This is a genomic window from Streptomyces sp. NPDC002490 (assembly GCF_040296045.1).
Taxonomy (GTDB): Bacteria; Actinomycetota; Actinomycetes; order Streptomycetales; family Streptomycetaceae; genus Streptomyces.
Window position 1 is genome coordinate 95,522 of sequence record NZ_JBEOWM010000004.1, and the last position, 21,178, is coordinate 116,699.

Annotated in this window: 20 protein-coding genes; 13 read left to right on the forward strand and 7 right to left on the reverse strand. The window is 70.6% G+C overall.

Annotation, left to right across the window (positions count from 1 at the left end):
* Position 1 precedes the first annotated feature (1 nt).
* The 6 genes from ABT092_RS03965 (at position 2) to ABT092_RS03990 (ending at position 6,057) form a co-directional block, all read left to right on the forward strand.
* Positions 2-1,363 (forward strand): sulfate adenylyltransferase subunit 1, encoded by a 1,362-nt coding sequence (locus ABT092_RS03965; RefSeq protein ID WP_351239467.1) that lies wholly within the window; start codon positions 2-4, stop codon positions 1,361-1,363.
* Positions 1,364-1,637: 274 nt separating this feature from the next.
* Complete coding sequence (locus ABT092_RS03970) at positions 1,638-2,759, forward strand: aliphatic sulfonate ABC transporter substrate-binding protein (RefSeq protein WP_351239469.1); 1,122 nt, start codon at positions 1,638-1,640, stop codon at positions 2,757-2,759.
* Between the two features lie 30 nt (positions 2,760-2,789).
* The gene (locus ABT092_RS03975; RefSeq protein WP_351239471.1) at positions 2,790-3,578 is read left to right on the forward strand and encodes an ABC transporter ATP-binding protein; all 789 of its coding nucleotides are present in this window, start codon (positions 2,790-2,792) and stop codon (positions 3,576-3,578) included.
* Entirely contained in the window at positions 3,565-4,521 is a 957-nt protein-coding gene (locus ABT092_RS03980; RefSeq protein ID WP_351239473.1) for an ABC transporter permease, read from the forward strand. Before ABT092_RS03975 ends, ABT092_RS03980 begins: the two co-directional genes overlap by 14 nt.
* A gap of 4 nt (positions 4,522-4,525) precedes the next feature.
* On the forward strand, positions 4,526-5,293 hold the full coding sequence (locus ABT092_RS03985) for a sirohydrochlorin chelatase (protein WP_351239475.1): 768 nt from the start codon (positions 4,526-4,528) through the stop codon (positions 5,291-5,293).
* A gap of 35 nt (positions 5,294-5,328) precedes the next feature.
* Entirely contained in the window at positions 5,329-6,057 is a 729-nt protein-coding gene (locus ABT092_RS03990) for an SDR family oxidoreductase (RefSeq protein ID WP_351239477.1), read from the forward strand.
* A gap of 21 nt (positions 6,058-6,078) precedes the next feature.
* On the opposite strand, the gene ABT092_RS03995 is transcribed toward ABT092_RS03990, so the two are convergent.
* Positions 6,079-6,720: a nucleotidyltransferase domain-containing protein gene (locus ABT092_RS03995; protein WP_351239479.1), complete on the reverse strand. Its 642-nt coding sequence runs from the start codon at positions 6,718-6,720 to the stop codon at positions 6,079-6,081.
* Positions 6,721-7,351: 631 nt separating this feature from the next.
* Here ABT092_RS03995 and kdpB point away from each other — a divergent pair.
* Positions 7,352-9,502: a potassium-transporting ATPase subunit KdpB gene (gene kdpB / locus ABT092_RS04000; protein ID WP_351239481.1), complete on the forward strand. Its 2,151-nt coding sequence runs from the start codon at positions 7,352-7,354 to the stop codon at positions 9,500-9,502.
* Positions 9,503-9,646: 144 nt separating this feature from the next.
* Here kdpB and ABT092_RS04005 read toward each other — a convergent pair whose 3' ends face one another.
* The 6 genes from ABT092_RS04005 to ABT092_RS04030 all read right to left on the reverse strand — a co-directional run bounded on the left by ABT092_RS04005 (position 9,647) and on the right by ABT092_RS04030 (position 14,993).
* Complete coding sequence (locus ABT092_RS04005; RefSeq protein ID WP_351239482.1) at positions 9,647-10,000, reverse strand: VOC family protein; 354 nt, start codon at positions 9,998-10,000, stop codon at positions 9,647-9,649.
* A gap of 72 nt (positions 10,001-10,072) precedes the next feature.
* Positions 10,073-10,735 carry a hypothetical protein gene (locus ABT092_RS04010; protein WP_351239483.1) on the reverse strand — a complete coding sequence of 221 codons (663 nt, stop codon included), beginning with the start codon at positions 10,733-10,735 and terminating at the stop codon, positions 10,073-10,075.
* A 37-nt stretch (positions 10,736-10,772) separates the two neighbouring features.
* Complete coding sequence (locus ABT092_RS04015; protein ID WP_351239485.1) at positions 10,773-13,124, reverse strand: hypothetical protein; 2,352 nt, start codon at positions 13,122-13,124, stop codon at positions 10,773-10,775.
* A gap of 49 nt (positions 13,125-13,173) precedes the next feature.
* Positions 13,174-13,602 (reverse strand): hypothetical protein, encoded by a 429-nt coding sequence (locus tag ABT092_RS04020; protein WP_351239487.1) that lies wholly within the window; start codon positions 13,600-13,602, stop codon positions 13,174-13,176.
* Between the two features lie 318 nt (positions 13,603-13,920).
* Positions 13,921-14,133 (reverse strand): DUF397 domain-containing protein, encoded by a 213-nt coding sequence (locus tag ABT092_RS04025; protein WP_351239489.1) that lies wholly within the window; start codon positions 14,131-14,133, stop codon positions 13,921-13,923.
* Entirely contained in the window at positions 14,130-14,993 is an 864-nt protein-coding gene (locus tag ABT092_RS04030) for a helix-turn-helix domain-containing protein (protein ID WP_351239651.1), read from the reverse strand. Before ABT092_RS04030 ends, ABT092_RS04025 begins: the two co-directional genes overlap by 4 nt.
* Before the next feature lie 414 nt (positions 14,994-15,407).
* Between ABT092_RS04030 and ABT092_RS04035 the strand changes: the two genes are divergently transcribed.
* The 6 genes from ABT092_RS04035 (at position 15,408) to ABT092_RS04060 (ending at position 21,176) form a co-directional block, all read left to right on the forward strand.
* Positions 15,408-15,851 (forward strand): hypothetical protein, encoded by a 444-nt coding sequence (locus tag ABT092_RS04035; RefSeq protein ID WP_351239491.1) that lies wholly within the window; start codon positions 15,408-15,410, stop codon positions 15,849-15,851.
* Positions 15,848-16,579 (forward strand): hypothetical protein, encoded by a 732-nt coding sequence (locus ABT092_RS04040; protein WP_351239493.1) that lies wholly within the window; start codon positions 15,848-15,850, stop codon positions 16,577-16,579. Before ABT092_RS04035 ends, ABT092_RS04040 begins: the two co-directional genes overlap by 4 nt.
* Before the next feature lie 355 nt (positions 16,580-16,934).
* Complete coding sequence (locus tag ABT092_RS04045; protein ID WP_351239495.1) at positions 16,935-17,102, forward strand: hypothetical protein; 168 nt, start codon at positions 16,935-16,937, stop codon at positions 17,100-17,102.
* Positions 17,092-17,292, forward strand: coding sequence for a hypothetical protein (locus tag ABT092_RS04050; protein WP_351239497.1), 201 nt, complete (start codon positions 17,092-17,094; stop codon positions 17,290-17,292). The genes ABT092_RS04045 and ABT092_RS04050 overlap by 11 nt, the downstream gene beginning before the upstream one ends.
* A 317-nt stretch (positions 17,293-17,609) precedes the next feature.
* The gene (locus tag ABT092_RS04055; protein ID WP_351239499.1) at positions 17,610-19,937 is read left to right on the forward strand and encodes an ATP-binding protein; all 2,328 of its coding nucleotides are present in this window, start codon (positions 17,610-17,612) and stop codon (positions 19,935-19,937) included.
* A 441-nt stretch (positions 19,938-20,378) separates the two neighbouring features.
* On the forward strand, positions 20,379-21,176 hold the full coding sequence (locus ABT092_RS04060; protein WP_351239501.1) for a phytanoyl-CoA dioxygenase family protein: 798 nt from the start codon (positions 20,379-20,381) through the stop codon (positions 21,174-21,176).
* Positions 21,177-21,178 lie beyond the last annotated feature (2 nt).

The window sequence follows — 21,178 nt, forward strand, 5'->3', positions numbered from 1 at the left end:
CATGACCAACAGCACCGCGACGGCCGCCGAGTTCGCCGGCCTCTCCGCCACCACCCTGCTGCGCTTCGCCACCGCCGGTTCGGTGGACGACGGCAAGTCCACCCTGGTGGGACGGCTGCTGCACGACTCCAAGTCGGTCCTCGCCGACCAGTTGGAAGCCGTGGAGCACGCCTCCCGCAACCGCGGCCAGGACACCCCCGACCTGGCGCTGCTCACCGACGGGCTGCGCGCCGAGCGGGAACAGGGCATCACCATCGACGTGGCGTACCGCTACTTCGCCACCCCGCGCCGCCGGTTCATCCTGGCCGACACGCCGGGCCACGTGCAGTACACCCGGAACATGGTGACCGGGGCCTCCACCGCCGAGCTGACCGTGATCCTGGTGGACGCCCGCAACGGCGTCGTCGAGCAGACCCGCCGGCACGCCGCGATCGCCGCCCTGCTGCGGGTGCCGCACGTGGTCCTCGCGGTCAACAAGATGGACCTGGTGGCGTACGCCGAGGAGGTGTTCGCGGACATCGCCGAGGAGTTCACCGCCTACGCCACCGAGCTGGGCGTGCCCGAGGTGACCGCCATCCCGATCTCCGCGCTCGCCGGGGACAACGTGGTGGAGCCCTCCGCCCACATGGACTGGTACGGCGGCCCGACCGTCCTGGAGCACCTGGAGACCGTGCCGGTCAGCCATGACCTCGCGGAGTGCCACGCCCGGCTGCCGGTGCAGTACGTGATCCGGCCGCAGACCGCCGAGCTGCCCGACTACCGGGGCTACGCGGGCCAGATCGCCGCCGGCACCTTCCGGGTGGGCGAGTCGGTCACCGTGCTGCCGTCCGGGCGCACCTCGACGATCGCCGGGATCGACCTGCTGGGCGAACCGGTGGACGCGGCGTGGACCCCGCAGTCGGTGACGGTGTTGCTCGCCGACGACGTCGACGTTTCCCGCGGCGACCTGATCGTGCCGACCGTCGACGCGCCCGCCACCTCGCAGGACATCGAGGCGACGGTCTGCCACGTGGCCGACACGCCGCTGGTCGTGGGCCAGCGGGTGCTGTTGAAGCACACCACCCGCACGGTCAAGGCGATCGTCAAGGAGATCCCGTCCCGGCTCACCCTGGACGACCTCTCCCAGCACCGCGAGCCGGGCCGGCTGGTCACCAACGACATCGGCCGGGTGAAGGTGCGCACCGCGGAACCGCTCGCGGTGGACGCGTACGCCGACTCCCGGCGCACCGGGTCGTTCCTGCTGATCGACCCGGCCGACGGAACGACCCTGGCCGCGGGGATGGCCGGCGAGTCGTTCACCTCGACCACCACCCCGGCCGTCGGGGCCGACGCCGCCGGCGAGGACGACGGGTGGGACTTCTAGCCATGCACGCACGGGGGGAGTGGACCGGCTGATGGACGACAGACGGACGACCGGAGTGGACGTCTTCTCGACGTTCGCGAAGGAAGGAGGGCGGGTCGGCAGCGGCGCGCTCGGCAGCGGGCAGGGCGGTGTCGGGCGATGTGCGTGAAGACGTACGCGCACCGCCTGCGCGCCCTCACCCCCCACCCGCTGTGCCGAGCAAGACGAAGACCTGCCGATCTCCCGGCCACGACATGAGTACGTGACCGCCGGGCCGACGAGGGGAACACCTCCCGTGCCTGCACGCCTCCGCTCCACCACCGTACGACGCGGCCTGGCCGCCGCCCTCGCCCTGCCGCTCCTCGCGGTCGCCGCCACCGCCTGCGGCTACGGTTCCAAAGCCGAGGACAAGAAGGACGGCGACACGGCCCCGACGGCCGGCGCCAAGAAACTCTCCGCCGACAGAGTCCGGATCGGCTACTTCCCGAACCTGACGCACGCCACCGCGCTCATCGGCGACCAGCGCGGCCTGTTCCAGAAGGAACTCGGCGGCACCAAGGCCTCGTACTCGCAGTTCAACGCCGGCCCCTCGGCGATCGAGGCCCTCAACTCGGGCTCCGTCGACATCAGTTGGATCGGCCCGAACCCGGCGATCAACGGCTATGTGAAGTCCAAGGGTTCCAACCTGCGGATCGTCGGGGGTTCGGCCTCCGGCGGGGTGAAGCTCGTGGTCGACCCGAAGAAGATCAAGACCCTGGACGAGGTCGAGGGCAAGAAGATCGCGACCCCGCAGTTCGGCAACACCCAGGACGTGGCGCTGCTCAACTGGGCCGCCGAACGGGGCTGGAAGGTCGACCCGCAGAGCGGCAAGGGCGACGTCAACGTCGTCCGCACCGACAACAAGATCACCCCGGACGCCTACCGGTCGGGCTCCATAGACGGGGCCTGGGTCCCGGAGCCGACCGCGTCCCGGCTGGTGGCCCTCGGCGGCAAGGTGCTGCTCAACGAGGCGGACCTGTGGCCGGACAAGAAGTTCGTGATCACCCATGTGATCGTGTCGCAGAAGTTCCTCGACGCCCACCCGGACGTGGTGGAGGCGGTGCTGCGCGGCACGGTGAAGACCAACGCGTGGATCAAGGCCAACCCTGACGAGGCCAAGAAGACCGCCAACGAGAAGCTCAAGGCGCTGTCCGGCAAGCCGCTGCCCGAGGACGTCCTCGACAACGCCTGGCCGTCGATCGAGTTCACCAACGACCCGCTGGCGTCGACGCTGAAGACCGGGGCGGAGTACGCGGTCAAGGCGGGGCTGCTGGAGGAGCCGGACCTGAAGGGGATCTACGACCTGTCGACCCTGAACAAGGTCCTGGCGGCCGAGGGCGAGCCCGCGGTCGAGGACGCCGGACTCGGCGTCAAGTAGCGGATCGACGACCCCAGGAAGGTGACGACCATGGCCACGACGCTCGCCAAGGCCGCCGACGGCACTGACGCGGCCACGACCGCGGCACGCATCGCACACGTCTCGAAGTCCTTCGACGGCCCCGCCGGGCCACAGCTCGTCCTGGACGACATCAGCCTCGATGTCGCACCGGGAGAGTTCGTCACCCTCCTGGGGGCCTCCGGCTGCGGCAAGTCGACCCTGCTCAACCTGGTGGCCGGGCTGGACCGGCCCACCGCGGGCACCATCACCACCGACGGGCGCCCCGCCCTGATGTTCCAGGAACACGCCCTGTTCCCCTGGCTCACCGCGGGCAAGAACATCGAACTCGCCCTGAAGCTGCGGGGCGTGGCGAAGTCGGAGCGCCGCGAACGGGCCGAGGAACTGCTGGAGCTGGTGCGGCTGAAGGGCTCGCACGGCAAGCGGGTGCACGAACTGTCCGGCGGCATGCGGCAGCGGGTCGCCATGGCCCGCGCCCTGGCCCAGGACAGCCAACTGCTGCTGATGGACGAGCCGTTCGCCGCGCTCGACGCCATCACCCGGGACGTGCTGCACGACGAGCTGACCCGGATCTGGAGCGAGACCAGGGTCTCCGTCCTCTTCGTCACGCACAACGTCCGCGAGGCGGTGCGGCTCGCCGAGCGGGTCGTGCTGCTCTCCTCCCGGCCGGGCCGGGTGGCGCACGAGTGGCGCGTGGACATCCCGCAGCCGCGCCGCATCGAGGACAGCGCCGTCGCGGAACTGTCCGTCGAGATCACCGAACAACTGCGTGGGGAGATCCGCCGCCATGGCCAGCACTGACACCACGGCCGACCAGGACGGCACGGGCACCGGCCCGGAGCAGGACACGACGACCGTCACCAAGGCCGGGAAGGACCGGCCGGACCCGCACGACCTCGCTGGACTGGAGGCGGGGCTGGACGCCCTGGACTCCGTCCAGACCAACCGCACCCCGCTGCGCGAGACCCTGCTGCGCAAGGTGCTGCCGCCGCTGGTGGCGGTGGCACTGGTGCTGGTGGTGTGGCAGGTCCTGGTGTGGGCCGAGGTCACCGACAGCTACAAGCTGCCGGCCCCGTCCGAGGTCTGGGACGAGGTGGTCACCTCCTGGGAACAGGGCACCCTGCTCGACTTCATCTGGACCAGCGTGTCCCGGGGTCTGCTCGGGTTCCTGTTCGCCCTCGCCATCGGCACCCCGCTGGGCCTGCTGGTCGCCCGGGTCCGGTTCGTGCGGGCGGCGATCGGGCCGATCCTGTCCGGCCTCCAGTCGCTGCCGTCGGTGGCGTGGGTGCCGCCCGCGGTGATCTGGCTCGGACTCAACGACCAGATGATGTTCGCCGTCATCCTGCTGGGCGCGGTCCCCTCGATCGCGAACGGGCTGGTCTCCGGCGTGGACCAGGTGCCCCCGCTGTTCCTGCGCGCGGGGCGCACCCTGGGCGCGACGGGGCTCCGGCACACCTGGCACATCGTGATGCCGGCGGCGCTGCCCGGCTACCTCGCGGGCCTCAAGCAGGGCTGGGCGTTCTCCTGGCGTTCGCTGATGGCCGCGGAGATCATCGCCTCCTCTCCGGAGTTGGGCGTGGGGCTCGGACAGCTCCTGGAGAACGGCCGCAACGCGAGCAGCATGTCCATGGTGTTCCTGGCCATCCTGCTGATCCTGATCGTCGGCATCGCGATCGACCTGCTGATCTTCAGTCCGCTGGAGCGGTGGGTGCTGCGCAGCCGCGGCCTGTTGGTGAAGAGCTGATCCCATGACCGATCCCGTCCTCCTCGTCGTCGCCCACGGCAGCCGCGATCCGCGGCACGCGGCGACCGTGCACGCCCTGGTGGAGCGCGTACGGGCGCAGCGGCCCGGGCTGCGGGTGGAAACCGGCTTCCTCGACTTCAACGTGCCCACGGTCAGCTCCGTGCTGGGCGCGCTGGCCGCCGAAGGCGTGCGCGAGGTCGTCGCCCAACCGCTGCTGCTGACCAGGGCGTTCCACGCCAAGGCCGACATCCCCGCGGTCCTGCGGGAGGCGCCGCCCGGACTGCGGGTGCGCCGGGCCGAGGTGCTGGGGCCGTCACCGCTGCTGACGGCCGTGCTGGAGAGACGGCTGTACCAGGCCGGGCTCAGGCCCGGCGACAAGCCCACGACCGGGGTCGTCCTCGCGTCGGCGGGCTCCACAGACCCGGAGGCGATCGCGGTGATCGCAGAAATCGCGCGGGAGTGGCGGCACACCGGTTGGTGCGCCGTGCGGCCCGCGTTCGCCTCCGCGTCCCTTCCCCGCACCGAGGACGCGGTGCGGGCCCTACGGGCGGAGGGGGTCCACCGCATCGCGGTGGCCCCCTACGTCCTGGCCCCCGGTTTCCTTCCCGACCGGATCGCGCGCGGCGCGGCCGAGGCGGGCGCCGATGTGGTCGCCGGGGTCCTTGGGGACGCACCGGAGGTGGCGCGGTTGCTGCTGCGCCGCTACGACGCGGCGCTGGCCGCTCCGCTCGCGCCGCGGACGCCCGCGTCTGTGGTGCGGCTGGGCGCCTGAGCCCCCACCGGCAGACACGGCTTCGGGGCACCGACATGAGATTCGACGACCACCGCGTGGTCATCACCGCAGCCGGCCGCGATTTCGGACGGACCGTGGCCATCCGTCTCGCGGACCTCGGCGCCGAGGTCTTCCTCTCCGCGCGCACCCTCGCCGCCGCCGAACGGGTCCGCGAGGAGATGCGCGGCCGGGGGCACCAGCGGGTCCACGCCTTCGCCTGCGACCTGACGGACCCGGCCTCGATCCGCGCCTTCGCGGCCGGCGTCGCCCGGCACACCGACCGCATCGACGTGCTGGTCAACAACGGCTCCCGCTACCTCGAAGGACCGGACCTTCCCTCCGCCTCCGACGCCGAGATCGTCGACACCCTCGCATCCGGCGCCACCGGCACCGTCCTGACCGTGAAGAACTTCCTCCCCCTCCTCCTCAACTCGAACAAGCCGGACGTGGTGACCATGGTCTCCGCCTGCGGAACGGCCGGTCATCACCGCTCGGACGCGCACGACGCCTTCTACGCGGCCAAGAGCGCCCAGGCGGGGTTCGCCGAGATCCTCTCCCGGCGTCTGAGGCCCCGGGGAGTCCGGGTGATCTCCCTCTACCCGCCCGACTTCGACAACCCCGACCCGCTCTCCGAGGAGTGGGAGACCGCGCCGCGCGGGGCCGAGGACGCCCTCACCGCGCAGTCGCTCGTGGAGTGCGTCCTCTTCGCCCTCGCCCAGCCCCGCGACTGCTTCATCAAGGCGTTCCACTTCGAACAGGTCTGACCGGTTCCGGTCGAACGCCGGCTACAGGGCCGCGATCCAGGGGTGTCCCGGGTGCAGGCGGCCGAGCATCCCGGCCAGGGTCTCGCGCCGGGCCGGGGTCAGGTGCGGGACGGTCGTCTCGAAGTCCGTCTGATCCTTCGGACGGGTGTGCTTGGCCTTGAACAGCAGGACCAGTTCGGGCGCCAGGTAGGGGATGCCTTCCCGGGTCCGCTGGACGATGTCGCCGTAGGGGAACCGGATGCCCTCGTCGCGTCGGCAGATCCAGGTGTCGCCCTCGTGCGGTTCGCGGAACACGTCGAGCAGGTAGTTTCCGGTGGCCGGATCGCGGAGCCACGTCTGGTGCACGGCGGCCAACTCCTCCGGCGTGGCGTCCTCCCGGATCCGGCCGCTGCCCACCGCGTCGAAGACGTGTCCGGGGAAGCGGCGGCGGACCTCGGCGAAGTGCGCGGCCGGAACCGCGATCTCGATGTCCCCGTGAGCGCGCGTCTGCCGGCCCCGGAACAGGTCCAGCGCCCAGCCCGCGGCCACGTACCAGGGCGTGCTGATCCCGGCCAGTCGCCGCGCGACCTCGTCCGGGGTCCAGCAGGACGACCACCTGGCGTGGAGGGCTTCGGTCTCGTCGGGTGACAGCTCGATGCCGCCGCCGGGTAGTTGCTGGTTCATCGCAGGAACCTATCAGCGGGCTCGAAGCCGCGGACCCGGTGGCGGCAGGCCGACGGGGGAGGTCAGTCGGTCCGCCGCGTGCCGTTCCCGGGCCCTGCACAGGGCGGCGACCTCGGGGTCGACGTCGACGTGGGTGCTGTCGAGGTACGTCCTCGGAGCCCGTCCGCCGTCGGCGCGCCCGCTCCCCGACCCCGGATGCCCTACGGAATCCGACGGCATTGACCCGATCCTGACGTGCCGTCAGCTCGTTTTGGCGAAGCCTTGACGGTACGTCGGCCCCGCCCGTCAGGACGGCGTCAATTCGGGTCATCCCACGCCGATTCGGGGTCCGGGTGGCCTAGCTTTTCCTCGGTCGCCCACCGGACCGCGGGGACCACCGCGGGCTCACGCGCCCCGGCCGCGGGCAGGCGGAACGGCACCTCCGCCCGGCTTCCGCGTGGCTCCCGCACGCCCGCTCCCCGAACGACGCCACCCTCCGTCCCCCAGCCCACCGTCCGTCCGCCGCCACCGCCCGGTGGGCAGCACAGGCCCTCCGCCTCCCCCGCCCCGGGACGCGCACGCGGACGGCCCGTCAGGCCCTCCCGGCCCCGCCGAGCGGGCGGGGCCGGGCTTCAGCAGAAGGTCATCCGCGATGCACACCCGCGCACCCCAGTCCGCCCCCACGACCGTTCCCGTCGCGACGCCGCACCGTCCCGCGGCCCCGCCGGACCACCGTTCCCCCCGCGGCAGACTGCTCGACCCGGTGCAACTCGTCAGGTGCCTCCCGGAAGCGGTGCGCAAGCTGCACCCGCGGTCCCTGGCGCGCAACCCGGTGTTGTTCGTCGTGGGCATCGGCTCCGCCCTCACCACCCTGTCGGCCGTGTTCGACCCCTCCGTGTTCACCTGGGTGATCAGCGTCTGGCTCTGGCTGACGGTGATCTTCGCCAACCTCGCCGAAGCGGTGGCGGAAGGCCGGGGCAAGGCCCAGGCCGAGTCGCTGCGCAGGGCCCGGACGGACATGACGGCGCTGCGCATCCGCCACTGGCAGTACGGGACGAACCTGCGCAACGCCGAGATGGAGCGGGTCGCCGCCGGTGACCTCAAGCCCTTCGACTTCGTCCTCGTCGAGGCCGGCGAGCCGGTGCCCGCGGACGGGGAGGTCGTCGACGGGGTCGCCACGGTCGACGAGTCCGCCGTCACCGGCGAGTCCGCCCCGGTCATCCGGGAGGCCGGCGGCGACCGCACCGGGGTGACGGGCGGGACGACGGTGCTGTCGGACCGCATCGTCGTACGGGTCACCTCACGCCCCGGCCACTCCTTCATGGACCGGATGATCGCCCTGGTCGAGGGCGCCACGCGGCAACGCACCCCCAACGAGACCGCACTGCACATCCTGCTCGCCGCGCTCACCGTCGTCTTCGTGCTGGTGGTCGTCACCATCCAGCCCATGGCCTCGCACGCCGGTGCCGTCCCCTCCACCACCGTCCTGGTGGCCCTGCTCGTCACCCTGATCCCGACGACGATCGGTGCGCTGCTCTCGGCGATCGGCATCGCGGGCATGGACCGGCTGGTGCGACGCAACGTCCTGGCCATGTCGGGCCGCGCGGTCGAGGCTGCGGGAGACATCGGCACCCTGCTCCTGGACAAGACGGGAACCATCACCTTCGGCAACCGCAAGGCCGTCGACTTCGTCCCGCTCCCGGGCATCGAGGAGGCCCGGCTGGTCACCGCCGCGCAACTCGCCTCCCTCGCCGACGAGACGCCCGAGGGCCGCTCGGTGGTGGCGCTCGCCCGGGAACGGTACGGGCTACGGGCCCCGGCCCACGAGGAGTTGGCCCGCGCCCGGTACGTGCGGTTCAGCGCCCTGACCCGGATGAGCGGGATCGACCTGCCCGCGGCGGACGGCTCCTACCACGTCCGCAAGGGGGCCGCGGCGCAGGTCATCGCCTGGGTGCAACGGTACGGCGGCGCGGTCCCGGACGAGGCCCGCGTCTGGAGCGACCGGATCTCCACCGCGGGCGGCACCCCGCTGCTGGTCGCAGCCCACGACGGACGCGCCCCGCACCTCCTCGGGATCGTCTACCTCAAGGACGTGGTGAAGGACGGCATCCGGGAACGCTTCGCGGAGCTGCGCCGCATGGGCATCCGCACGGTGATGGTCACCGGCGACAACCCGCTGACCGCGCGGGCCATCGCCCAGGAGGCGGGGGTCGACGACTACCTGGCCGAGGCGACCCCGGAGGACAAACTCGCCCTGATCAAGGAGGAGCAGGCCGGCGGCAAGCTGGTCGCGATGACCGGCGACGGCACCAACGACGCCCCCGCCCTCGCCCAGGCCGATGTCGGCGTCGCCATGAACACCGGCACCTCGGCGGCGAAGGAGGCGGGCAACATGGTCGACCTGGACTCCGACCCGACCAAGCTCATCGAGATCGTCGAGATCGGCAAGCAACTCCTGATCACCCGGGGCGCACTGACCACCTTCTCGGTCACCAACGACGTCGCGAAGTACTTCGCGATCATTCCCGCCATGTTCACCGGCGTCCACCCCGGACTCGAAAAGCTCAACGTCATGGGCCTGCACAGCCCCATGACCGCGATCACCTCGGCCATCATCTTCAACGCCCTGATCATCGTGGCGTTGATCCCGCTCGCCCTGCGGGGCGTCCGCTACCGGCCCGCCTCCGCACACGACCTGCTCCGCCGCAACCTGGCCGTGTACGGCCTCGGCGGACTCGTCCTGCCCTTCGTCGGCATCAAGCTGATCGACCTGGCGGTCACCACCGTCCCGGGCTTCGGCTGAGACTCCCCCGTCCGGCTCCGGGGCGGTGGTCGGCGCCGCTCCTCGACGGCACGGCCCTCACCCGCGCTCGGACCCGGACCCGGACATGACTGCGGGGCCCGTTCGCACGGGCCCCACGGTGTCCGGAGCAGTGGCGGTCGTCCTCTACTGACGCCGCTGGCCGAGGACGCAGAACTCGTTCCCCTCGGGGTCCGCCAGGACGACCCACGACTGCTCGCCCTGGCCGATGTCAACGCGCCGCGCGCCGTGGGCCACCAGACGGGCCACCTCGGCGTCCTGGTCGTCGGGCCTGAAGTCGAGGTGCAACCGGCTCTTGGCCTGCTTGGCCTCGTCGACCCGGACGAAGTCCAACCCGGGCAGGCGATCGGGTGCGGGGCGGATCTCGAACTCGTCGTCGGAGGTGTGGACGACGACCCAACCGAGCGCCTCGGCCCACCACTGCCCCAGGGCAGCCGGGTCCACCGCGTGCACGATCACCTGTTCCCATTCCAAGGCCATCCGCTGAGCATAAGCCTGATGGACAGCCGGGACCAGACATTTCGGCTTCGGCCGGCCGGCCGCCCCCCGGCCCTACGCCGGGGTCAGCGACGGCTCGGGCTTCAGCCCGCCGTTGTCCTTGCAGCCCAGTTCCTTCGCCATGGCCAAGGCCAGCGAGTGCACCAGGGTCCCATAAGCATCCTTCAGAGCGCGGAGATCATCCCTCGCATTCACCTCCTTCCTCGCGATCAGAGCGTCAATGGTCACGTAATCAGGAGTCACCTTGAGATCGTCCTTCTTGTAGCAGGCAAAGGTCAAGAAAGCGGCATTGGAATCAACGCCCGACCCCTCCCCCATCGGCAGCTTCGTAAATCTCGAAGTGGGACTCATGGGCTTTCCCAGAACATTTGACAATCGCCAAGTGGAACGCACCTGAAAATCATCCAGGGGAGAAGAAATACGACAGACGTCTCCGTATCCAGTCACGGAGCTCTCCCCGGCGCGGACCAAATTCCGGGCAGCAGCGCGGACCGTGGATTCATCAGCAGACGGCCGGAAGCGAGAAACATCGGTGATCAACTCAAGAGCCTTCCCCGCCTCCTTGGAGAGAACTCCGCCACAAAGACGTCCAGCTGCCACGGAGTCTTCTTCCTGCTCCTTGCTGTCACCAGCGGCACTACAACCCATCAAGGCGAACAGCGCAAGCCCCACCACCACTGCACAGGGCTTACTCGTTTTTGTATCAGAAATTTTCATTCCACCCTCCCGCACTATCGATACAAGACATTCCACTTCAGCCGGTTTCCGGACCCTTACCCTGCTGATCTTCCTTCCCTTGTCCCCTGCTGTACCCATTTTGCATCGATTCCTTGAGGTCTTGCGGGAATCCTTCCTTGATTGCATCTTCATGCAGGTCCAGGAAAGAAATCATCGGCGCTTCAGTCCTCCTTTCACCAATCTTGTATATTCCTTCTGTCTCGTCTCCGATGAGTTCTTCAGTCTTCTTCTTGTGCTCTTCGATCGAGCTGCCGGAAATATCACCGACGACCTGACCGACGACCTGCTCCACCGCCATTCCACCAGTCTCCTGCGCAAGCGGAATGAGAACGGCGGCCGTACCCACGGCTGCGGTCGCGGGAAGGAAGGCGACGCCCGCCGTCACACCGATGGCCGCACCGAACTGAATCAGGCCAGCGCGTTTCTGGACCGCCTTCTCGTACTCCTCGTGAGCCTTGAGGCCCTCCGCCTCGACTTGATCAGCACGTGACTTGTCGAGCATGCCCTGCACTTCGGAACCCACGAAGAGTGCCGACCTCGTGCCACCGGTGTCGATCTTGCCTTCCGGGCCCACCTGGCTTTCCATCACGCTGCGTGTGTAGACCTGCTCCGCCGTCGCAAGCGTCGCATAGGCATCGGGGTGTTGCCCGAGGGCGCTGAGGAAGTCCCTGGCAATGTCTCGTCCATCCTGATAAGGAGTGTTGTCCGAGAAGTCCAGGCGGCCGTCCGCGTCCCGGCCCGATGCGAAGACGCTGTCCTTGTCGTTCAGGTCCAAGGCCCAGTTGATGTCGTCGATGTATCCGGCGCCCATGTTCCCGAGGCTGTCGGACAGGGCTTCTTGGTTCTTGAGCAGGCCCGTGTCGGAGCCGTACTTCTCCATGACCTTGCGCATGAGGTCGGCGTTCTCCGCGTCCCGTACCACGCTTCCGTCCGGCTGGCCGGCCGGATAGCCGAGGGTCGCGGCCTCCAGGGCCTTGCCCAGGGCGTCGGGCATGTGGTTGAGGGACTCCTTCAGGTCCCCCATGTCGTGCGTGGTGATGTCGGCGAAGCCGTCCCACTTCTCGGTGCCGAAGTAGTCGAGGTAGTTGTCGATCGGGACGTTGTTGGCCTTGCCCAGGTCGGCCGTCGCCTTGTGGTCGACCGAGCCGTCCCGCTCGTACGCGGTGGGCGGGTCGGTGAAGAAGCGCTTGGCCGCCTCCGGGCTGTTGCCCAGGGCCTCCAGCATGGCCGTCATGGGGTCGTAGCCCGCGCCGTTGACGCCGGAGGGGTTGAACGGGTTCTTGAAGGGGCCGTTGATCGACTTGTTCTCGGCGAACAGCCTGGAATCCTTCTGGTGAAGCTGGGCCACGTGCTCGGCGATCGGGTTCAGGAACTTCGCGTCGTAGTTCCCGTAGCGCATGATGCCGCCGAGGAGCTGGTACCCGAAGGGCTTGTTGTAGTCGTACTTCTCCAACTGGATGCGCTCGGTGCCCAGTTTGCGCAGCTCCGGGCCCCACTCGGCGGTGAACGCCTTGTCGTGGGAGGCGGTGGCCAGATTGAGCCCCAGGTTCCGCTGGAGTTCCTGGACGTCCTTGAGCCGCTCCTTGTCGATCTTGCCGCGGTCGTAGGTGTCGGTGGAGAGTTGACCGAAGAAGGCGAGGGACTTCTCCGGGCCGAGCTTCTCGTAGAAGTTCTTCGAGAACTCCACGGACTTGCCGTTCTCCCTCAACAACTCGTTGAGGGACTGGAGTTCGGTGTGGGTGAGGTCGCGGCCCTTGGCTGCCAGGGCAGCGGCCCGCGCGGCCTCCTCCTGGTCCAGGTTCGTGTACTTCGGGGCGCTGAAGTCCTTGCGGTCGGTGACGTTGGCCTCAAGGGCCTTCTTGAAGGAGACGTCCACGTCGTTGCAGTTGTCGACGATGGTGTCGATCTTCTTCTGCCAGGAGTCGACGGCCTTCCGCTGCTGTTCGAGGATGAGCGGGTAGTCGGGATCGCGCATGCGCTGGGCCGGGGGGATGTCCTCCACCGGGTTGCGGGCGGTCACCTTGCCCTTGGCGTCCACGTGGATGCGGGCGGCCGGACCCTCGTCGTCGCGGATGCTCACCAGGTCGTCCTTGGCCTTCTTGATGGCCGCGTGGGCTTCCTCCAGGATCAGCTTCACGCCCTTGGCCTCGGCCGCGGCGTCCGCGAACTCCTTGGCCGTCTTGGCGATGAACTCCTTGGTGACGCCCGCGTTGACGCCCTCCCACCTGGCCTGGTTCGCCCGGACCTTCATGCCGTCCGCGGCGTCCTGCGCCAGCCGGTCCAGCTTGCGTTCCATCTCGGCCCAGTCGTCGGCGGCGGCCTTCAACTTCCCCACTGGGGCGTCGATGATGTCCTCGTACTTCAGCACGTCGAGATTCCCCCGGTCGTTCGGTACTGCGGTCCGTGCGCGTCGTCCACTACTTCAGGTACTCGGTGAGCTTGGAGATCGAGGTCATCTCGCCGCCGATCTTCACGTCGTCCTTGGAGTGGAGGGCCTTCGTGTAGTCCAGGTGGTTCGAGATCTGCGAGCACGCGTCGAGCAGCGTCTTGACATGGGTGTTCCAGCGGTCGTGCACCTTGAGCAGCGCGGAGCCACTCGCGAACTCGCCGTTGGTCAGGGCGATCGCCGCGTCGAAGGTGGTGGTGCTGGCGTGGTCGCCGTCCTTGGAGAGCCGGGTGCGCAGGTCGTAGGCGTCGTTGCCGATGCGGCCGAGGTCGTCCCGGTTGACCACCAGGTCGGACGTCCCTCCTCCTCCGCCGCCCTGGGCCGCAGCGCTGTTGAGGCGCATGGCGGTGCGCTGCGCCGCAGCAGCACGGAGTTCGGCCCACTCCTCGTCGAACGACATCGATCCCCCGTCGTGCTCGCTGGCCGGCCCGTCCGGTGAGCACGGCCACGGAAAGCCCTACCGTACTCTTCCCCCTCTCCCCCGCCCCGGCCGATCGCCGTCAGGCACGTCAAGCCCCCGCCGCGACCGCATCGGTGACGGACCGCTCGAAGGAACGGGGCGGGTGACCGAGAACCCAGCGCACCCGGTCGGAAGTCGGCCGGTTCCGGGCAGCACCTCGTCCTTGCTCAGGAAGCGAAGGGCCCCGGACAGGGAGCGGCCCCGTCACCACCGGCTCGGGTGACGGGGCCGTCGTGCTCGCCGGGTCGGCGTCGGCGGTCAGAGCGCGCCGAACTCGCCGTCCTTGACACCCGACACGAAGGACGAGAACGCCGCGGTCGGGAGGGACAGCACCGGGCCGGTCAGGTCCTTGGAGTCGCGGACCGGGACCGTACCCGTCACGGCAGCGTCCGGCGCCCACTCGACACAGGATCCACCGTTGCCGCTGTAACTGGACTTGACCCAGCGGAGGGAAGGAGATTCGGAGCTCACGGGGTACCCTTTCGTACTGCTTCGGCGATCATGGCTACAGAGTCCGCCTGGGAGAGCGCTTCGGTCTGCAACTGATGGTATTCCCTCATCAGCCGCTGAACTGAAGGGCTTTCACGGTCCAGGTATCCATGGACTTCGGATTCCAGGTACGCCAGTACGGCGCCGTCCGTCATCGTCAGCAGGTGTACCAGCCGACTGAAGGGACGTCGCTCGCCCAAGGGGAACGGGGCGAGCTGGAGCGAGGTGTGCGGCTGCTCGGCGAACCGGATCAGGGATTCCAGTTGGGCCGCCATGATGTGCGGGCCGCCGATCTCCCGCCGGATGCAGGACTCGTCCAGGACCACGAACATCACCGGTGGGAGGGACCGCACCAGTGCCGCCTGTCGATCTATCAGGAACGTGACCCGTTCCTCCGCCTGTTCGGGCGTGATGGTGCCCCGTCGGACATTGCCCGACTCCAGTGCTGCCGCGTACTCGCGCGTCTGGAGCGGGCCGGGGATCAGTCCGGTCTCGAACAACCGGATCTCCACGGCGCGCCGCTCCTGGTTCACGTACTCCGGGAAGCCTTCGAGGAGTGCCGACTTCCGTACGGCGAGGCTCTGCTGTTCCAGTTGGTCCCCGGTGCCCAACGCCCTATCAGCACTTGCAGCGAACTGCTGAGTTGCTGGGCGTCGACCAGTTTCCACTGCGGAAACGTGCGACCCGGTGCACCCGATGATTTCGGCTAGCTCGTCCTGGGTCCAGCCCCTGGCCTCGCGCAACATGCGCAGGCGGGCACCGAGGGCTGCCGCTGGTGACGAGTCCGGGTCAAGCAACTTGCGATTGACCATATGAATCCCAACTAACCAACCAAGCCACATTAGTTGCGGCTGAGGAGAACCATAAACCACACTGCGACCTCCCGGTAGCCGAACGGCTACGGAGAGGAGTCAACACGTGTTCAACGAGGAGCCACGTGTGGGTGACCACGCCCACGACACCCGAGGGCGCGTCGTGGGCGTGGTCATGGACACGAGTACGGAAGCCGACCTGGTCCGCCGCCGCCCGCGGGCCGGTGGGATCGAGTGGACGGGCCGACCGGCCGAGGTGCGGCCCGTCACGGTCACGGCCCCACCGCGTCCCGTCCGGGTCGGGGCGAACGCCCCGGATCGCCGGGGTGCGGCCGGCCCGCGCACCCTACCGGGGGTGACCGCATGAGGTGGTCCCGCGCGCGTCGCGTGCGCCCTCACACCCCGGTCGGGGTGACCGCCCCTGCGCCCCCGCACGTGCCCTCCGTGCCCGATTCCCCCCGGTTCTACCGGGCCTTGGCCCTCACGGAGGGTCGGATCGCCGGTACGAGCCGGCGCGAACAGGTCGTCCTGGGCTCGTTCGCCAGCCCGTATCCGGGGCGGGTGCTGCGCTGGCTCCGCCGGCAGGCGGTGCGGATCGCCAACGGGCTGGACCCCGACCCGCTCGTCCTCCCCTCGGTGTCCGCGGCCGTGCTGCGACCCGACCGCTGCGGGCAGCGGATCGGGGACGTGCCCACCGACCTGCGGGCCTGGGCCGAGGACGAGCGGCCCCGGCGTGCCGCGCGTCACCGGCTCCTCGCCGGCGACCCCTTCCTCCTGGTGAGCGTCGACCACACCGGCTGGTACGCGCTCACCGCCTGGCCCGTCCGTGCACCGGAGCCCGGCTTCCCCCCGTCCCCCACCGCCCTCGACCCCTGGCAGGACGCATGACCTCCGAACGGCTCGAAGAACTCCGCGACGTCCTGAACTCGTTGGCCCGTTGGTCCGCCGACACCTCCCGGTGGGAGGACGCCCAGGTCCTGGCCGGGAGGGCGACCCCGCTGGTCTGGGAGGAGTTGAGGGAGCGGGAGGTGTGGCACGAGTTGGAGCCCGCCGACCGCGCCGCCCTCTACTGGTGCCTGCACACCGGTCACCGGATCAACGTCGGCGTCGATCCGGGCGTCCGCGACTGGCGACCGCTGTTCGCCGAACTCGCCCGCGAGTGCGCCTACTTCGCCTCCCGCTGCACGCCCGGGCTTCCCGGGCGCTGGCCCGAGGCGCGGCACCGGGTGCACGAGCACACCGAGGTCGTGCCGGCGCTGCTGTGGTACCGGTCCCTTCCCACGGTCTGGCGGCCCGAGGTGTTCCGGGCCCTGGAGTCCGGGCCGCGGACGGCTCGGGGCTCCGGGGGAGAGCCGCCCTCGCTGTGGGACGTCCTCAGCACCGTCCAGCGGAGCGCCCTGCACGAGGACGCGCCCCGAAGGGAGGGGCGCCAGGCAGCCGGCGACGGGATCGACACCGCCGACCTGTTCGACTCGCTCCCCGAGGGCTGGCAGCTCGAAACCGTGCGACGGCTGGCCGCCGGTCGCCGGCCCCGTCGCACCGTCACCACGGCCAGGGAAGTGATCGCCGGGCTCCCGCTCTTCGGGGTGCGGCTCCTGCCCGCGCCCCCTCCGTGACCCCGAGCGGATCTCCCCTGGCGCCGCCCCCCGCCCGTCCTTCGGCGGTCGGGCGGTGCGGCGACGGTTCCGGTACGGCGCACGGGTGCGTGCCGTGGGGCGCCGTGCCCGGGGCGGGTCCCACCGACCCCTCGGCCACCGCTGGGGCGGCCGGGCGGTGGGCCCGGGCCCGATGGACGCGTCCGGTGCCGTGCGCCAGAGCACACGCGCCCGGGGCCGTGCCCGCACGCGCCCGGGTATGCATCTGGACGTACCGGGCGGAGCCGGCCACCGTCGAATGCGGAAGCGCCCCAACAGACCGCGCCAACGGTCCGTCGGGGCTCGCCGAACCAGCTTTAAGGGAGCTGACCGACGTATGCGTGATCGTATCGCCCGGACCCTCGTACGGATGTCCGCCCACCTGCCGTTGACCTGCGCACCCGCCCGGGACACCACCTCGACGCCCCGCGCGCCCGTTCCCCGCACCGCCCCCGGTCCCCGCCCCGTCCGCGGCGTCGTCAGCGGGGGCCGGCATGACGCGTGAGGCGCTCATCAGCGGACCGCCCGCCGAATCCGGTGCCCACTGCTGCCTGTGCGGGCGTTGGACCACCGCCCCCGTGGTGATCGGGTACGACAGCCGGGGCGGCGGCGCGGGGTTCGTCGCGCACCGCGTGTGCCCCCAGCACGTGGCCACGCCCGGTTCGTGCACCGCGAACCACGGCACCGGCCCCTGACCGGTACTCGTCCCGTGGCCGTTCCCCGTGGAACTCCTTGCGCGGGGTGGACGGCCCGGACCGGCGGGAGTGGTCGCGACCGCTCCCGCTCGCCGTCACCGGGTCACCCCGCCCCGCGCCCGGAACGACGACCTCGGCGTGGGGCGACCCGGCGATCGACCGGACGAGCCCTGGCGGGTCCGCACGGCCGGCCACCGTTCGGGCCGTGCGGTGGGAGTGGTCCGAGCCGAGCGGTGCCGTGCGCGAGATTGGCTCCGCATCACTTCTGCGGGAAGATCACGCCCGACCCCGACCACACACGTCGAAGGAGTCGGACCATGAGCACGACACCCGATGGCTTCGGACCGCGCTTACGCACCCTGCGGCTCGCTGCCGGGCTCAGCCAGGAGCAACTCGCCCATGCAGCCGGGGTGAGCGTGCGCGCCCTGGCGTACATGGAACGCGGTCGCACCAGGGGACCGCAGCGCCGCACCGTGGAGTCACTGGCGGAGGCACTGGGCCTGAACGAGGACGACGCCCGGTCGCTGGAGACGGCCGCGGCGCCGGGCCGGCGCCGGGCCCGGACGGCCGTCCACCCGGTCCCCTCCGGCTTCCTCCCGCTGCCCTGGGACGTCGGCGACTTCACCGCACGCGGCTCCGCTCTGGAGGCGTTGGAAGCCCTGGTCGAAGGCCCCCGACCCGCCAGGCCCCCCGTGGCGGTCGTCACCGGCACGCCTGGGCTCGGGAAGACCACCTTCGCCGTCCACGCGGCCCACCGCCTGGCCGACCGCTTCCCCGACGGGCAGTTCCATCTCGATCTGCGTGCCATGGACCCCCACCCGGTCCGCCCCGACGACGCCCTGGCGCGGCTCCTGCGCGAACTCGGCGTCGCCGAGGTGTCGCTCCCCGGGAGCCTGGAGGACCGCGTCGGTCTGCTGCGTTCCCTCACCGCGAACCGGCGCCTGCTCCTCGTCCTCGACAACGCCGCGGACGAGAAGCAGGTGCGGCCCCTGATCCTCGGCTCGGGAACGTCTCTCACCCTCATCACCAGCCGCAACAGCCTCAACGGGCTGGAAGCCGTCCACCGTGTCGAACTCCCGCTGCTCCGACGCGAGGAGTCGGTCGAACTCCTCACCCGCATCATCGGCCGGGAGCGGGTCGCGAGGGAGGCGCAGGCCGCCCGTGACCTCGCCGACCGGTGCGGGCGGCTGCCGTTGGCCCTCCGCATCACCGGTCAGCGCCTGGCCGCCCGCCCGCAGGAGTCACTCTCCAGGCTCGCCGACCTCCTCGGCTGCGAGGAACGCCGTCTCGACCTGCTCCGGGCAGGGGACCTGACGGTCCGCGCCGCCTTCACCCTCTCCTACCAGCAACTCGACGGGGTCTCCCGGCGACTGCTGCGGCGCTGTGCCCTGGCCACGGGCCCGGACACCAGCCCCGAGGTCGCCGCCCTCCTCGCCGGCGTCCCGCTACGGGACGCCGAACTCCGTCTGGAGGAGCTCTGCGACCACGGACTGCTCCTGGCAGATCCCTCGGTCGAGCGCTACCGCTTCCACGACCTCCTGGCACTGTTCACCGCCGAACGCGTGGCGGCCGAGGACGACCCGGTGGCCCGGGAGGCGGCCGTGAACCGGACCGCCCGCTGGATGCTCGCCCGCGCCACCGCTGCGGCCCTCCACTTCGACGCCGAACACCACGGCCCCCCGACCGGTGATCCCGACCCCGCCACCGCACCGACCGGTCGTGACCGGGCCCGTGCCTGGTTGGAGGCCGAACGGGCCCAGTGGCTGGCCGCCTTCCACCATGCCGGTGCGGCCGGATGGAACCGGCAGGTCCTCGACGCCGCCGAGGCGATGCACTGGTTCTCCGACCTCACCCACCACTGGCCCCAATGGGCAGACGTCTTCCGACAGGCCGCCGAGGCGGCCCGCGCCCTGGGCAGCCTGCGCGAGGAGGCCACCCACCTCAACTACCTGGCCTGGGCCCACAACAGTTGCACCCACCAACCCGAGGCGGGCCTCGAAGCCGCAGACGCTGCGCTGGTGGCCGCCCGCGCCTGCGACGACCGCATCCAGATCGGCTGGGCCCTGGGGTACGGAGCCCGCGCACTGAGCAGACTCGGACGGACCGACGAGGCCATCGCCCGGCTCCGTGCGTCAGCGGACTGCCTTCGTCACGACGCCTCGCCCCCGGGCAGGCTCGCCCTGATGACCAGCCTCAACGCCCTCGGCGAGGCACTGCGTCAACACGGCCGGGCCGACGAGGCGCTGCCGCACCACCTCCACAGCCTGGAACTCAGCCGGCAGGACCATCCGGGAATCGTTCCGCGGATGCTCTCCCTCTACGAGGCCGTCACTCTGCGACACCTCGGCAACAGCTACGCCGCCCTCGACCGCCCGCGGGAAGCCGAATCCTCGCTGCGGCAGGCCCTCACCGGCTTCGAGGAGCACGACATGCCCGGGGCCACCGGCCTGACCCAACTCGAACTCGGCCGCGTGCTACGGGACCTCGATCGCCCCGACGAAGCCCGCACCGTCCTGGCAGCGGCTCTGCACACCCTGACCACCCACCACCACCCCCTTCAGGCCGGAGCCGCCGACGAGCTCCGGTCCCTCACCACCAACCCCGTCGACGCTCCGGGCACCCCGCTCGGGCGGGCGGGTGGGTGAACGGCACCCGCCCCCGCCGCGCGACCGGAGACGGGGGACGCCGCCACTGCCGGTCGCGGACGACCCGGAACCAGCCGTCCGGGGCGGTACGCGTGCGGTGGACCAGCGCCCCGTAGCCGCTTCCCTCGGGGCGGGAGTGGTGCACGGGACGGGTGACGGCGGACCGGCGGCGTTCGGCGGCGCGCCGGGGGTGGCGCGAACACGACCTCGGGGCGAGGCGGGTCTTGTTCCGCGTGCAAACGGCACGCAATACTCACCAGCGCAGACTACCTTGCGTGATCGTCAACTCCCTCTTCGTGGTGATCGCGCTTCCGTCACGGCGATCACGGATGGTGCGACACCGCCGACGTCAGGACGACTCCGCGCCCGCGCGTCTCCCCCTGGCCCGCCGTGCCGCGGCCCTCCGTGCGTGCCGTCGTCCGAAAGGGGTGGGTCAGCTCGGTGCCGTCGTCCTCCGGGGGGCCTGGGGCCCTCGACGCCACGCAACGACATCAGTTCACGGAGTCCGGCTACCTGGTCCTGCCGGGACTCCTTCCGCCGCCGCTGCGCACCAGACTCGTGCCCGAGGTCGACCGCTGGGTGGACGAGGGGCTGCGCGCCCGTTCCATCGCCGCCTGCGCCGATCCGGGCGGCACCGCCCCACCCCCCGTCATGGAGTTGGAGCTGGGGGCGCACGGCGCCCTCCTCACCCACCCCCCGCTGCTGCGGGCCCTCGCCCGGCTCCTCGGGCCCTCGTTCGTCTTCCACCACCTGCACAGCGACCGTCAGGCCCCGGACATCCCCGGCAAGTCCTGGCACCACGACTACGAACCCAACGACCGGGCGGACCCCGGGCTGTTGATGGTGCACGCCCTGCACTACCTGGGCGGCCTGGACGAGAAGGTGGGCAGCCTCGCGGTGCTCCCGGGCTCGCACCGGAGGTCCGTCGACAAGACCGCGCTCGCCCACCACGGCACCGAGGTGCTCCCCGGGGAGGTGGTGCTGGACCGGCTGCCGCCGGGCACGACCGTGCTGCTCAACTCGGCGCTGTTCCACACCCGCCGGCCGGCGCCGCTCGGCGGCGACAGCCCCCGCTACTTCGTCGACGCCTCCTACTGCCAGGTGGGCGCCCGATGGCGGCCCGTCAAGCCCTTCTGGCGCCAGATGCTCGCCCGGGCCCGGGAACTGGACCTGGCCGGAGATCAATGGCCGGAGCTGTTCGCGGAGCGACACTTCACCGAGTACACCCGAGCGGTCTGAAG